The 15,674-nt window shown below is 33.3% G+C and carries 7 protein-coding genes; 1 reads left to right on the top strand and 6 read right to left on the bottom strand.

Features of this window, described 5'->3' with window-relative positions:
* Positions 1 to 180: 180 nt before the first annotated feature.
* A complete protein-coding gene (locus tag GBO31_RS16525; protein ID WP_219009467.1) occupies positions 181 to 2,898 on the bottom strand; it encodes a helix-turn-helix and ligand-binding sensor domain-containing protein in 2,718 nt (905 codons plus the stop codon).
* 276 nt (positions 2,899 to 3,174) lie between these two features.
* Here GBO31_RS16525 and GBO31_RS16520 point away from each other — a divergent pair, with 276 nt between their 5' ends.
* Entirely contained in the window at positions 3,175 to 6,495 is a 3,321-nt protein-coding gene (locus GBO31_RS16520; RefSeq protein ID WP_219009466.1) for a VCBS repeat-containing protein, read from the top strand.
* Between the two features lie 306 nt (positions 6,496 to 6,801).
* Here the strand turns inward: GBO31_RS16520 and GBO31_RS16515 are convergent, their stop codons facing one another.
* From GBO31_RS16515 to GBO31_RS16495, 5 genes are read right to left on the bottom strand one after another with little or no spacing between them, the layout of a single operon-like run.
* On the bottom strand, positions 6,802 to 7,899 hold the full coding sequence (locus GBO31_RS16515; protein ID WP_219009465.1) for a glycoside hydrolase family 16 protein: 1,098 nt from the start codon (positions 7,897 to 7,899) through the stop codon (positions 6,802 to 6,804).
* Between the two features lie 22 nt (positions 7,900 to 7,921).
* On the bottom strand, positions 7,922 to 8,920 hold the full coding sequence (locus GBO31_RS16510; RefSeq protein WP_219009464.1) for a hypothetical protein: 999 nt from the start codon (positions 8,918 to 8,920) through the stop codon (positions 7,922 to 7,924).
* A gap of 20 nt (positions 8,921 to 8,940) precedes the next feature.
* Positions 8,941 to 10,533: a hypothetical protein gene (locus GBO31_RS16505; RefSeq protein WP_219009463.1), complete on the bottom strand. Its 1,593-nt coding sequence runs from the start codon at positions 10,531 to 10,533 to the stop codon at positions 8,941 to 8,943.
* A gap of 21 nt (positions 10,534 to 10,554) precedes the next feature.
* Positions 10,555 to 12,081: a RagB/SusD family nutrient uptake outer membrane protein gene (locus GBO31_RS16500; RefSeq protein ID WP_219009462.1), complete on the bottom strand. Its 1,527-nt coding sequence runs from the start codon at positions 12,079 to 12,081 to the stop codon at positions 10,555 to 10,557.
* 16 nt (positions 12,082 to 12,097) lie between these two features.
* Complete coding sequence (locus GBO31_RS16495; RefSeq protein ID WP_219009461.1) at positions 12,098 to 15,163, bottom strand: SusC/RagA family TonB-linked outer membrane protein; 3,066 nt, start codon at positions 15,161 to 15,163, stop codon at positions 12,098 to 12,100.
* Between the last annotated feature and the right edge of the window lie 511 nt (positions 15,164 to 15,674).

Raw genomic sequence — 15,674 nt, 5'->3', positions numbered from 1 at the left:
CTCAATGAACTAACAAAACTTATCCCGTTTTGCGGGTGCAAACATACAACCCTTTTTCTTTTCAACAACAAAAAAAAACAACTTTTTTTTAACCTTTTTGTAAAACCCTCTAAACATTAACTTTACACATCAAAAAAAATTACAAAAGAATTCAAATAACCAAAACAGCATAAACAAAATCTAAAAAACCATTAGAAAATTTGTCAAATTATCCTCCGAATCTAAGTGGAGTTTTTTACGAAGTTTATGTCTATTTACATCAACACTCTGAGGACTAATACCTAAAAGAGGTGCTATTTCCTTTGAAGATAAGTTCATTTTAAGATAAGCACACAATCTTAGATCTTTTGAAGTTAAGCTTGGATACTCTTTAGAAAGCCTTTCATAAAATTCCTGATGCGACTTGTCAAAGTTAATTTTAAATATCCTACTTTCTTTATCTGTTATATAATACTCTACAAGTCTCCGGAGGTCCATATAGTTACCTTCATGTGATCTTGAATTTGATGGTGACTCCTGAATCTTTATAATCTTATCTCTAATCTTCTTTAAAATTTTATTTTTATTGAGATTCACATAAGCTACTTGAGTGAGCTCTCTACTTTTCGCCTTTATTTCATCTTCTAACTTAGAATTCTTGAGCTCAACAATTTTTCGTTCTTGCTCAATTTTCTGTGCTTTGTACTCCTCTTGTTGTTTCAGAAGTTTTTCTTCTTTCAACTTTAGTAGTTTATTTTTCTGCTTTTTCATTTTATACCTACTGATAGTGATCCCTATAAGAACCATACTTAGAAAAAGTAAAACATATAGTACATACGCTAATGATGTTCTATAAATCGGTGGATTAATTTTAAAGGAGAAAGAAGACTCTTTCGTAAGGTCGTCATATTTTGCTCTCACACTAAACTCATAATCTCCTTCAATTAAATTATACAATGTTCTTTCCTTTGACACTGTCCATTCACTCCAATCCTCATTATTAATTTTAGACTGATATAACACCTTTTTACCATATAGCGGTAATGCATATTTTACTTTAAGATCATTATCTTTAAAAGGAATTTCTGAATTTTTAGCATAAGAAACACCATTATTTACAGATTCAAAGTCTCTAATAATAACTTCATTTCTAGAATTTTTTACAGAAACTTCATTATTTCTAACATATGCCGAAAAACCGCTATATATTGGAATGATCTCCTTGTCTTTATCTAATTCAAAAATATTCAGGACATCTGGAACAAGTTGATTTTGGAGTTCTTCCAGATTTACCAACTCTTTTCCATTATCAAGAACTACGCTTTCATTATCAACATACCAAGTCTCTTCATCTCTCTCTATGATCTTAGGAGCATATCCTTTATCTAACCCTAATTCTTCTTTTGAAAAGGAATTATTTTTTGAATTATAGGTATATGAATAAAAACCAGATGTGATAACAATACCTTTACTTGTTTTTGATAATGACAATACAGCACCTTCAAAATCATTAAGTGGAAAAAAAGCTTGTTGGATCAAACTCTTATTTCCCAAATCTAGTTTGAATTTAAACACTCCCTCTGATCGTAACGCCAGCCATATATAACCCTGTTTATCAACTTCTAAATACCTGACCGATTTAGCAAACCCCTTTAACTTATATTCTTTCCAAGTATCAACTTCTTTTTGGTATAATGCAACTCCATTATAATTTGGTGACAATACAAACTCTTTTTCTTCGAATTCAAATTTCCTAAAATCCCAAGCTCCTTTCGTTACTCCTATTTTCAAAAGATCTCTATCTTTAACAAGATAAGCTCCGTTATCATGGCCTACCCATATCTCATCATCGATAGTCGATAAATTCCATACCTGTCCATTTAACAAAAGTTCAAAATCTTCTTCCTCCTCTGAAACCTCTTCTTCTAACAAGTATAATCCTTGATTAGTTCCTATATAATAGAAATCTTCATCTTTAACTGCGGCATATGTAGTTCCCAACAATCCATAGTAATCGTAGTAATACTTTAAAGAGGAATTAAGTTTAATATGATCAATACCATAATCTAATGCCAACCACAGATTATGCTCGTCATCTTGAAAAATGGAAAGTATCGTATTATTCTGAAGCCCTTTTAATTTATTAATATTCTCTACCTGTCCTGAATCCAGATCAACAATATATAATCCGTTAGTTACTGTACCCAATGCTATTCTACCGTCATCCAATTTTAGAAAGGAAAAAATCTGAGCTTTATTTATTTCAGTGGATCTAGAAAATTCGAGCAAAGTAGTTTCTCCATCTTTTAGAAGATATAAACCTTTTGTATCCGTAATAAGCACTAAACTATCTTTCCAATTAAAAACACCTATAATATTTCCATTCAATTCGTCATTATCATACACTTTAGAAAGACTGGTTTCCGAAAGCTTAAAAACACCTTCTTCATAGTCATTTACATACAGTTCTTTATCAACCATATAACTCCATCTAAAACAGCAGGGCGCAGGTATTTTAGTAATCACATTACCTTGATTAATATAGAAATTACTGAAGGTTTGGAAAATTATTTCATTATTCACTTCATGTATTCTCCAGTACTCTTCAGCTCCATCTGAGAGGGATTTATTAGTATTATTTAATAGGGAAATTTCAAACTTATCGTATCCATTATTTTCATTTTTCAACAATCCAAAACGACCATCTGCTCCGAAATAAATCGAATCCTTATTTTTAACAAATAGACTTCTATTTGCCATTGCATTATTTGTTTCAACAGAATTCCATTCACTTCCATCGTATATCAAAACCTGATTTTCATTAGCTATATAAATAATTCCATTTTCATCTTGTTCTATATCCCAAGATTGCGCTCCAAAACCTAGATTTTTGGTATCATAATGGGTGATTTGATACAAAATTTTGTTTTCAATTGATTGGGAGAACGAAAAAAAATGTAGTAAAAAAAATAAAATGCAAGTACGATTCATTAAACGCTGTATTTACGCTAAAAGGTAGTATCTCAAATATACTAAAAATCCTTGAAAAACCCTTTAAAAAACTATGATAATCGAGTATAAACTGATCTATTATTTTAATATATCAAAATCTAGAAAAAAAACCTGCAAATTATGGTAATTCACTTGCTAAAACCTTATTTTTAAATATACTGAAAACACAAGTTTTTTAAACGAATGAAAAGATCAAAAACTACCATTTTATGGTACCTAAGCTCATTGTTATTATTTCTAAATTGTGGACAACAAAAACAACAAAAATTATTTATACTCAAAGATCCGAATTATACCTCTGTAGACTTCTCAAATAAATTAACGAATACTTCAGAATGGAATGCTCTTAATTACTTGTATTTTTACATAGGAGCTGGAGTAACTAGTGCCGACTTTAACAATGATGGATTACAAGATTTATATTTTGTTGCCAATATGGAGAGTGATAAATTATATCTAAACAAAGGAAACTTCAAGTTCGATGACATTACAGAAATATCCAGAATAAGAAACAATGATGGCTGGTCATCTGGAGTCACTAATGTTGACATCAATAATGATGGATGGTTGGATATTTATGTTTCAAAGCTTGGGAAACATAGAAATAAAAAAGGTAAAAATCTTTTATTCGTAAACCAAGGAGTTGACAAAAATGGCATTCCAATCTTCAAAGAAGAAGCTAAAAAATACGGTCTGGATATTATTGGATTTTCTAACCAAGCAGCTTTTCTGGATTATGACCTTGACGGAGATCTTGATTTATATGTGTTACATTATTCCGTATATCCCAAAAGAACTTATGGTGATGCTAAAAAACGATTGGTAAAAGATTCTTTAGCTGGTGACAAATTTTTCATAAATGATAATGGTTTCTATAGAGATGCTACTACAGAGACTAATATTTTTAGCAGTATCATTGGCTATGGATTGGGTGTTGGTGTTAGTGATATCAATAATGATGGCTATCCAGATATTTATGTGGGTAATGATTTTTTTGAAAACGATTATCTATACATCAATCAAAAAAACGGAACTTTTAAAGATATTTTATCTCAAGACTTCAAAAAACTAGGACATACAACCAATTTTTCAATGGGTAATGATATCGCCGATTTTAATAATGATGGGCGAATGGATATCCTCTCTTTAGACATGCTTTCTGATGATTTGTTAAGTTTAAAAACTACTGAAAGTGATATGAACTATCAAAATTTCCATCAATATATGAGAAAAGGATATCACCCACAGTTTATCCGAAACACTTTACAAGTTAATATTGGAAATTTAAATTTTAGTGATATTTCATTTCAAGCAGGTATATCTGGAACAGAATGGTCTTGGGCCGGACTTTTTGCCGATTTGGACAATGATGGGCTTAAAGATATTTATGTAACCAACGGAATTTATGGTGCTACTAATGACAAAGATTTTGTAAGTTTTATTTCTAACGGGATTATTTCTAATCAGATTAGCACAAAAATGTCTGAAAATGATTTAAAGTTAGTAGACAAACTTCCTAAAAAACATACTGCTAACTATTTATTTAAAAATAAAGATGGTTTTAATTTTGAAAATGCTACAGAAGATTGGTTTGAAAAAAAACCATCTTACAGCAATGGAGCTGTATATGCGGATCTCGACAATGACGGAGATCTAGATTTAGTCACTAACAATGTTAATGAATCTGCTATGATTCTGGAAAATAAATCAGATGAGTTATATCCAGAACGCGCTTTCTTAACTCTTGAATTGAAAGGTTCAAAAAACAATAGATTTGGAATTGGCACTAAGGTAATTGCCTATGCTAAAAATCAAACAATCACTCAAGAATTGTATCCCTCTCGAGGATATATCTCTGGTGTAGCTCCTACTATGCATTTAGGTTTAGGCAATGCGACTTCGGTAGATTCGCTTTTTATTATTTGGCCTGGAGGAAATTTCCAGAAAATGCAAAATGTTGCTACCAACCAACATCTAAAAATAGATAAAAACCAATCGGGCGGAAACTTTTATAACTCGCACCTATCTCCTAATTCTAAATCTAATTTATCAAATTCTACTTTAAAAATTCCTTATCGCCACAATGACAATAACTATAATGAATTTAATCATGAAATTTTGATCCCGTATATGAATACCAATCAGGGACCAGAAATTACAGTCGGTGATATCAACAATGATTCGAAGGAAGATTTTTTTGTCGGAGCGGCAAAAGGGAAACCAGCCAAATTATTTATACAGGAAGACGATGGAACTTTTGTTTCTGCTACTATACCTGAAATTAATGGAACCTATGATTCTGAAAACACTGATAATATTTTTATAGATACTGATAATGATAATGACCTGGATCTAATTATTGTAAATGGTGGTAATGAGGTTGGTACATTGTCCAAAAATCTTTCAATTCTTTACTTTAAAAATAACAACGGAATTTTTGAAAAAGATAGGAATAGCTTTCAAAACATTTCGCTAAATGCTTCCGTTGTCAAATCTATTGATTTTGATGGTGATCAAGATCAAGATATTATTGTCGGATCGAATAGTATTCCAGGTGCATTTGGTATGAATCCTCAAAATTATGTATTTGAAAATGATGGCTTTGGTAATTATACTGATGTTACTAACACAGTAGCACCAGAATTTAAGTCAATTGGTTTGGTGCAGGATATTTCATGTTCAGATATTAACAATGACGGAACTCCAGATCTTATTGTCGCTGGATATTGGATGCCCATCCAAATATTTATTAATCAAAATAAAAGTTTCAAGTTAGATCCAAATTATACCATAAAAAACACCTTGGGTTTTTGGAATTCTGTGAAGACTAGTGATATTGACAAGGATGGAGATTTGGATATTATTGCTGGAAACTGGGGGCTTAACACTAGACTAACCGCTAGTCCAGAAGAACCTATAACTTTATTATTAAATGATTTTGACGATAATGGAAAAATGGATCCTATAATGACTCACTTTTATCAAGGAACAGAAACTGTTTTTAATAATAAAGATGAGCTTAGCAAGCAGATGCCGGTAATTAACAAAAAGCACTTGTCTTATACGAAGTTTGCAAAAGCAAAATTCTCAGAATATTTACCTCAACAAAAAATCAATACTGCCATCAAGAAAAGAGTTACTGAATTACAAAGTTGTTATTTCATTAATGATGGAAAAGGGAATTTTGAAAAGAAATACCTTCCCAAAGAAGCTCAAATTTCATGTATCAATACCATGTACATTGATGATTTTAATAATGACTCTTATCTGGACATATTGATATCAGGGAATAATTATGAGCTTAACACACAACTTTCCAGATTGGACGCTTTTCATGGTTTACTATTGATAAATGATCAAAAAGGAAATTTTGCACCAGACAAAAACAGCACATTTGAAATTCAAGGTCCAGCTAGAGATATAGAAAAAATTGTCATTAAAAATCAAGAGCATTATTTGACAACTATTAATAACGATAGCATCACCGTACTTACAAAGCACTAGAAATTCATCTCTATTGTTGATTTTTTCTAATTCAAAACATTTGATTTCTAAAACTTCAATTTCGTAAAACTCCTTTTTAGCATGAGTAAGATCTAGTATTAGGATCTCGTTACATTCTTCGAATGAATTAAAATCAAATGGAGAATGGAGTAATTGAAGTCTTCAAAATTTAATCAAAAAACAATTTTAAATTTATAAAAGCTTTTAAATAAAGGGAAGAAAAAATGCCGGAGGAATATAAAACATATTCTCTCCAGCATTTTAAAACAACTAATCTAATTTATTGAAACTCTTAACTTTTAAGTTTTATTGATATACTCTCACATAATCCACTTCCATTGTGGCTTCTGTAAAATCTGGTGAAACAGCACCTCCAAAGTCACCACCCATAGCTACATTAAGAATAAAGAAAAAGTCATCTCTAAATGGCAATCCATCTTCAATTGTGAATGTATTATATTCTACACCATCAACTTTAAAAACAATTTTATTGGTATCCCACTCTGCTCTAAAAATGTGAAACCCTTCATCAAGACCTTCAACATCCAAAAATCTGGAAGTTGTATTATCCGCACCAGTATTACCAGGAAAGAAAACATTAGAATACGTTCGTATTGGATTTCTTCCAACATATTCCATGATATCGATTTCTCCACAGGTCGGCCATCCCACCTCATCAATATTTGCACCAAGCATCCAAAAAGCTGGCCAAGTTCCTTGTCCTAAAGCTAATTTAATTCTAGCTTCCATGGTTCCGAATCTGAATTCGCGTTGTCCTTGAGTTTTAATTCTTGCCGAAGTATAGGCGTTTCCATCTAACTGCTCTGCTTTTGCAGTTATTTTAAGTAATCCATCTTCTACGACTAGGTTATCGCTTCTATCAGTATAACGTTGCAACTCATTATTTACTCCTAAATCACCAGTTTCATAAACCCAATTAGAGGTATTCAAACTAGTCCCTTCAAACTCATCTGACCAAACTAATGATTGCCCTGGAAGTGGACCCGAAATTATAAGATCTCCATCGGTTGTTTCCTCTTCTTTAAAAACACTCACACTTCTAGTGTTTTCAGAAATTCCTCCAGAAGCGGCAATGGCTTCCACTCTAATATCATTTTGATTTACACCAACTGCGTCAAAAGTATGAGTATATTTCCCATCTAATGTAGAAGCTCTTCTTGTATTATTAATGTAAAAATCATATTTCACAGCTCCTGAAGCAGTTGCCGTAATATTTACTATTCCAGATCCATCACCATCGGGCATCTCTGTGGTCTGACCAACCACCTCAATAGTCACGGATAAACTGCTAGGACCTGTTACCTGAAAAACTTCATTATCTTCATTGCAAGACACAAAGGATAATGAAATCCAAACGAATATATAATTTACAACTTTTTTCATATTTAATTTTTTATGCAATTTTTTAATTAGGTAATGTAATTCCGCAGTCGGTAGCATCTTCTACCGCTCTAAATCTTAAATACCAAGCGTTTTCCCTGTTCTCATCATCATCAAAAAAGAATATCCTTAGTGCAACTAGATTGCAGTCTATGGATAATATTTCGTATCTACGTGCTGCGTTTCCAATATACAATCCCATAAAACCATCTCCTCCAAGTTCGATTGCCTTATCTGTAGTAAATTCGGGTAACAATTCAGAGTTTGCATTTACGATTGCGGCAGAAATAGCAGGAGGCATATTCTCTATACATTCAGCAGTATCACTTCCGCCAGGAATTCCTGGTGTATAATCATCATGATACCAAGTATCTCCCATACTGTCGGTAGACATGGATAACGTAAAGTTTTCTAAATTGAAGTGAAAGGTTAATTCATCATTAAACAAGCAATCTTCATTGAAATCTGCAGATGTTGGTGCCCACCAAAATACCAGATCACCTTCGTTTACAGGAACATTACTACCACCAGGTCCAACTCCGTAAAATCCAGGTTCATCACCTGCATCTAACTTCCAAACTTTAGAAGAATCAGCAGTGGTACTTCCTGCCAACAATCCAAAAATAGCTTTGGTGGTATCATCTAAATCCGTAAAAACAGTTACTTCTCCGGTTGTGGAAGAAGTAGTTCCAGCAATTCCGACAGCAATTATCGTATAGGTATATGTATTAATTCCTGGTGCAGCATAATTAATCATTGCTTGTGAATTTCCATCAAATCTGAAAGTTTCAGATCTTCCATCTCCAGTATATACGATATACGTTATAATATCTTCCCCTTGCAAATCAAAAAACACATTTCCCGTTCCATAATCTGGATCTCCCTGACTCGCTACATTCGCAGTAACTGAGTTAATTTTAGGAGCGCTTAACTCTCCAAATTCAAATTCCTCTTCTTGACAACTCCAAATGGTAAAAAGAAGTGAAAGGACACCAATGCTATATATATATTTAAAATTTTTCATTTTCATAAATTGCATTAAAATTATTGTCTGATATTATCAAAGTAGAACACCTCTCCCATTCCGGCTGTTCCGAAATCAAAGAATAAGTCCACTTGTGTATACTCTATAGAACTATTAAAACCTGGAGCATTATTTAAATCATATGTTAAGGTATGCCAAGTATTCGCGGCTGTTGTCATTACGGATATTTCAGCAGCATCTCCAGCAGCATTTTCTACTTTAAACAATACAGGAATTCCTGCTCTAGGAGACCATACATCTACACTTATCAATGTAGAACTCGAAAAATCAATGGAATAATTATCTCTTAAAGGTATTGCTACTCCAGACCATACTTCTGATCCAACAGGCTTGTTCAAAGAGGCTACTCTCGAAGAAGTATTGATACCTGACATATCTGGATTATCTATAACTTGACCAACAGCATCTTCGGTGGGAGAACCTCCAAATCCAAATAGATTAAATGTACCTGCACTACTCTCAAAATCCATTGGTAAAATAGGCAATACTACATCCAAGGATTGATCTCCTTGTATGATATTATCAATAAAGTAAGTAATATCACCTCCATCAGTTCCAAAATTGGGAAATATCACTAAATTATTTGCAGGATTATTGGCAAACTGCGTTGCATAATCTGTAGCTGCAAAATCGTATGTTAGAACTTCCCAGGCATTTGTTGTAGTTGTAAAAGCATCTAACTCAACAGCAAGATTGGCATCATCCAGACTTTCTATTTTAATCCTAAAAGGAATTCCTGCATTTGGAGACCAAACTTTCATAGTAAAGATGGTACCTTCTCCAAAATTTATGCTATTCTCGAGACTCATCGCTGCTCCTGCCCATACTTCGCTTGGGCTTCCATCAATCCACTGTACAGCTTTCGGGCTTAGATTACCTACCACATCAGGATTATCTATTACTGTTACTGTTTGGTTTCCTCCAAAAGTATTAAAGGTGTACATACCATTAGGATCATCAAAAGTAATTTCTAATTCTTGAGGAGCAAAAACATCGATAGTTCCCATATCTTGCGTAATAGCTGCTCCTCCGCTATACGCTATAATAGTTAAGTTGTAAGACCCTTCTGCTTGGTAGGTATAAGTAGCAGTATCTCCTGGAGCTATTTGGATAAATTCATTGGTAAATTCTCCAAAATACACTTCTATATATGTTGCAAAGTCTGCATTTGCTTGTACGGAATAGGTAAGAAAATCCGTATTATCCGGAATTACCTGGAAAGTAAGATTCTCTGGTGCTCTAAAAAACACATCTAGACTCTCCTTATATTCCGTGATTTGCCCTATTGTATTGTATGCCAAAACTGTTATTTCATATGTTCCTTCGGTATACGTATGTTTTGCACTTTCACCATTGGTAAGAAATACAGAGTTCGTATCATCATCTCCAAAAAACAATTCAAAAGATGTTACATTAGACCCCAAAGGAGTAATTGTTACTTCACCAGAATTATCATCTGCAATAGAAAACAACACGTCAGAAACTGAAGCTTCTTCCGCATTTTCTATAAATGCGGTGTTACTATCATCTTGCTGACAACTAATAAACAAGGTCAACAACATAAGGGCTAAAACTAATTTATTTTTTTTCATTTTCATTTCTTAATTAATTTATTACCAACCAGGATTTTGTCCCCAATTTCCTTGAGAGAATAGAATTTCATCTTCTGGTATCGGAAATAACTCATGCTTTCCTGTTTCAAAACCTGGAAGCCTACTGGTCGCTTGTCCTGTTCTCACTAAATCATAGAATCTATCTCCTTCTCCAGCAAATTCCAATCTTCTTTCTTCCCAAATTCTTTCTGTAAGTTGTACTCCTGATTCTGGAATACTTACTACTCCACTTCCATGTGCTCTATCCACCACCTGACGAAGAAAACTTTTAGCTAAATTCTCATTTGACGTAGCACTTCTATTATGTGCTTCGGCTAACATCAATAATACATCTGCATATCGTATATATCTATGATTGTAAGGAGATCTTGCGAATTGATTACCTCCATCTATCTCACCAGTTCTTGGAATAATTTTATTATAATACACTCCTGTATCTGTCCCACAACCAGGCGTATATTCCACAGCGCTATCAATAAGTTCTTGTTCAGTGGTTACTCCTAAATATTCAAATAGATTCAAAATAGTTGCTGATTTTCTGGTATCGGTAAGCTCATAAAGATCTACAAGATCAGCTTGAGGAATATTAAAACTAAAGCCTGCATCATATATCGGATCACCACTTAATCGAGGTCCTGAAAAGAATGCTGCTATATTCCCTTCGCTTTGTGCATTTTCTTGCCAATTGTTCCAATTACCAGCTTCGGCATTAGAGTATTGTATTTCAAAAACTGATTCTACGCCATTCTCTCCTTCTGTGGTAAAAACATCTCCAAAATTAGGTAAGAGTGCAAATCCCATTGAAGTAACTGGAGTTAGTGCTTCAATAGCTCCATCCCAGTCTTCTTGATATAATTTTACTTTTCCTAATAAAGCCATGGCTCCTGCTTTCGTCACTCGACCTATTTCTGCTTGTGACATTGGCAAATCTGGAATAGCTGCATTTAAATCATTTTCAATAAAATCATAAGTCTCTTCGATAGAACTTCTAGGGATTGAAGTTTCGTCACCTGGCAAAAAACGGGATTCTTTTAAAGGTACGCCTCCAAAATTACGTACTAACTCAAAATAAAAAAGGGCTCTTAAAAAACGTGCTTCGGCAATAAAAACATCTTTATTCTCAAATTCTCTCGTCTGTGCATTATCAAGAAAAAAAGAAGCTCTAAAGACTCCACCAAAAAGAGAATCCCATAATCTTGCTACGGCAATATTTGTGGTTGTAAACGTTAAGGTACCTAACCTTTGAAACTCAGGTATATCTTGGCAGCCATCCTCTCCAGCAACTATGGAGTTATCCGACATAAATTCTCCAAAAAGTTGAGTTTGCCAACTAAAAGATAATGGGTCGTAGGCACTTATTAGTAGTTCGAAAAAGGCTTCATCTTCGAGAAAAAATTCATCTACACCAACTTCAAATTCTTGTTCGACATTTGTAAAATCTTCACTACAAGATAATGGTATCAGGGCAAAGCCAATGAACAAAGTCAAAGCTAAATATGTGTTTCTTGTTTTCTTTATAGTTATCATTTGCTACTCTTTTTTTTTAAAAATTAACATTAAGGCCCATCGTATAAGTACTTACCGCTGGATAAAAACCATTATCGACTCCTCTTGTTATAATGTTTCCTGATTGTGCTGCTGGATCGTACCCACGATACTCAGTAAAAGTAAATGGATTGGTAGCTAACACATATATTCTTAATTTTTCTAAATTGATTGCCTTAAAACTGTCTACTGGAATACTATAGCCTAATTGAATATTGTTTATTCTAAAATAAGAAGCATCTTCTACGAAAAAGGTCGATAGCAATCCATTATTAGTGGTCTCTGTTGTTAATCTTGGTATTTCATTACTAGTTCCTGGACCTGTCCATCTACCTAGTACATAATCCAGTTGGTTTACGAATGGATTATCTCTTTCATATGATCTTAATAACTCATTCCCTTGAGATCCGAATCCTCGTATAGAAAAGTCAATTCCTTTGTAGTTCAAAGACAAATTAAGACCATAGGTAAAATCTCCCAGTGGATCTCCCAAATATGTTCTATCATCATTATCTACTACTCCATCGTTATTAGTGTCAACAAAAATCAAATCTCCTGGAGCAGGAGTTGCTCCTAAGTTATATGTAGCGTGGTTATCAATTTCTTCTTGGGTTTGAAATATTCCTGCGGTTTGCAATCCATAAAATGAACCTACTGGCAATCCTTCTTGAAATCTTGCAGCTGCTTGTCCAAGTCTAAAACCATTTTGTTCAATAAATTCTCCTCCGATTACTCTAGTAACTTCATTTTCGATGATAGTAAGATTTCCTCCTAATCCAATTTCTAAATTTCCAATATTGAATGAATAATCTGCCGAGAATTCAAAACCTTCGTTACGAATGTCCCCTACATTTTGGGGTGCAACAACCGCTCCTGCCGTACCACCACCTAAAATACCAGAAACATCAACATCTACAATTTGATTTTCTGTATCCTTGATAAAATAATCGAATATGAAATTAAACTTACCGTCTAAAAGTTGCAGATCAAAACCTACATCAAACTGTTTTGCTACTTCCCATTTTAGAAAAGGATTTCCAAGAGATCCTGGAGCTGCACCTCTTATAATCGTGTTACCACCATTTATTGGAAACTCTCCTTCACCTTGTAAGTCAAAGTTAAAAACTCCTTGTCTTGTTTCTAACGCTTTATCATTTCCTAACTCTCCATAACTTCCTCTAAGTTTTAAAAGAGTAACACCTGTATTTTCCATAAACGGTTCATCAGAAACCACCCATCCTGCAGTAACACCAAAGAAATCTGCGGACTCAAAACCTGGAGCAAATAAGGAAGACCTATCGTTTCTGAATACTGCAGATACTAAATATCTATCTTTGAAACCGTATTGAAACCTTCCGAATAATGAAGAACGTGTATTTGCATATTCAAATCTCCCGAATAAATTATCTGGATTAGGACGCTCATCATCTTCTATAGATGGAGAAAAAGGACGTCCATTACTTAGGATTGCAAACTCAAATGAATTAAAAGGAATATCAAATGCTACTCCATTAAACCCAAATCCCCAGAAGCGTTGGGCACTTCCTCCTGCAGTTAATGTAACATCATGATCCTCAAAAAATGTATTGCTATAGGTAGCAAAATAATCAAACACATAATTATTATTAGTATCTACTTGTTCAAAAACAGTATTTTCTTGAGGATCTACATTGGCAGTCTTTCCTGGACCGTAGAAAAATGAAGGCGTAAAAGATCGTTGCTTTCCAGATTGATTGGTAATATTTAATCTTCCTACAACCTCTAGATTATCTAAAACTTTGTACTCTAAATTAAGGAAACCGGAAAAACGATTTTGGCTGAATTCATTAAATGTATTTTCAATCTGTGTTAATGGATTATATACTTCGTTAGAACTTTCTGCTGATCCTAAACTAAGTACACCATTTTGATCTCTTACAGGAATTGTGGGTTCAGAATTTAATGCATTAAAGGTTACAGAACCTAAACCGTTTGCAAAAATCCCTCCATTCTCAGTATACAAATAATTAATATCAGTACTCACTTTAAATCTATCCGAAAAAAACAGATCAGATTTTAAACGTACATTATCTCTTTGATATCTTGCTTTATCTCCACCAACTGCTCCTTCTTGTTCTAAATGAGCACCACTTAAAAGATAGGTATACTTATCACCGCCGCCTCTAACACTCAATGAATGATTAAAAACAGCCGCAGTATTAAAAATCTCTTCTTGCCAATCCGTTCCTCTTCCTAAAGCTGCGACATTTGGAAATCTTATCGGATCACCACCATTCACAAATTTTTCATTTTGAACTAAAGCGTACTCTGTTGCATTGAGCACATTGATTTTTTTGGTTACTTGTTGAAATCCATAGTAATTACTGTAGGAAACTTTGGGCTTCTGACCTCTCCTTCCTGCTTTTGTAGTGATAAGAATTACACCATTTGCAGCAGTACTACCATAGATTGCTGCTTGCGCATCTTTGAGTACCGTAAAAGTTTCTATATCATCTGGATTGATATTATTAAAATCTGTCAATGCTCCATCAACATAGATATCTGGTCTATTGTTACTGTTAGATGAGATACCCCTGATATTAATATTAAAAGCAGCTCCAGGATTTCCTCCTTGTTGAGATACTTCAACTCCAGCTACAGTACCTCTTAATGCTTCTGTAGCTATTTGGGGTTGTAGTTCACTAACTACATCATCCCCAACAATACTTACTGCACCTGTTATCTCCTTCTTTCTTTGAGATCCATAACCAATCACAACAACCGATTCTAGCTCGGCAACATCTTCTTCCATTTGAATATCCAAAGTTGCTGTATCACTAACTACTATCGTTATTGTTTTAAAACCTATCGAGGTGAACTCTAGTGTTTCTCCTTTCTCTGCTTCAATAGAAAAAACACCATCGAAATCGGAAGTTGTTCCGGTGTTTTTTGATTTATTGATAATGTTTACAAAAGGCAATGGTGTTCCAGTCCTTGAATCTACAGTTTTTCCCGACACTGTATTTTCCTGTGCAATGGACAATTGTGTAAAAAAAATTAATACAAAAAATAAAATATTCCTCATTAGGTTAAAACTATTAGCTGAAAAGACAAATAAATATTTAATCGTTTTTTCACATTTATTTTGTCAAAGCTACAATAAACTTAACCTTAATTTAGCGATTTATCAATCTTAACTTTATATATACAAACGAGATATTATTCTTAAATTTTCAAAAATCCAAAAAAAATCAAAACACTGATAACCAATAAATTAAACTACAATCTTTATCCGTAAACACCTTAAATACTCATACAAACACTTTAACTACGCATTATAGATTTTTTCAATACATATATCATGTTAAATATTATTTTTTCTTAACGTTTTTTAGCAAAAAAATACTTTTAATGGATTTTTTAATACAACGTTTTCGTAAGTATTAATTTTAATATGGAGAATATTCCCCTAAACTAAGTTTTGCTGTGTCAATTATTGGCAATTGACTATTAGAGGAGTGGAAGAACAAGAATTAGCTTTAATAATTCATCAAAAATATCTCAAAATCTTATTTTGGTGTAATTATGAGGCCATG

The organism is Aquimarina litoralis, from assembly GCF_019295435.1.
In the GTDB taxonomy this organism is placed as follows: domain Bacteria; phylum Bacteroidota; class Bacteroidia; order Flavobacteriales; family Flavobacteriaceae; genus Aquimarina; species Aquimarina litoralis_A.
This window is presented reverse-complemented; position numbering and strand designations above follow the sequence as displayed.

What these genes read in the sequence shown, in the direction of transcription:
- GBO31_RS16520 (WP_219009466.1), top strand. Translation starts at nt 3,175, where the DNA reads ATGAAAAGATCAAAAACTACCATTTTATGGTACCTAAGCTCATTGTTA.
- GBO31_RS16515 (WP_219009465.1), bottom strand. Translation starts at nt 7,899, where the DNA reads ATGAAAAAAGTTGTAAATTATATATTCGTTTGGATTTCATTATCCTTT.
- GBO31_RS16510 (WP_219009464.1), bottom strand. Translation starts at nt 8,920, where the DNA reads ATGAAAAATTTTAAATATATATATAGCATTGGTGTCCTTTCACTTCTT.
- GBO31_RS16505 (WP_219009463.1), bottom strand. Translation starts at nt 10,533, where the DNA reads ATGAAAAAAAATAAATTAGTTTTAGCCCTTATGTTGTTGACCTTGTTT.
- GBO31_RS16500 (WP_219009462.1), bottom strand. Translation starts at nt 12,081, where the DNA reads ATGATAACTATAAAGAAAACAAGAAACACATATTTAGCTTTGACTTTG.
- GBO31_RS16495 (WP_219009461.1), bottom strand. Translation starts at nt 15,163, where the DNA reads ATGAGGAATATTTTATTTTTTGTATTAATTTTTTTTACACAATTGTCC.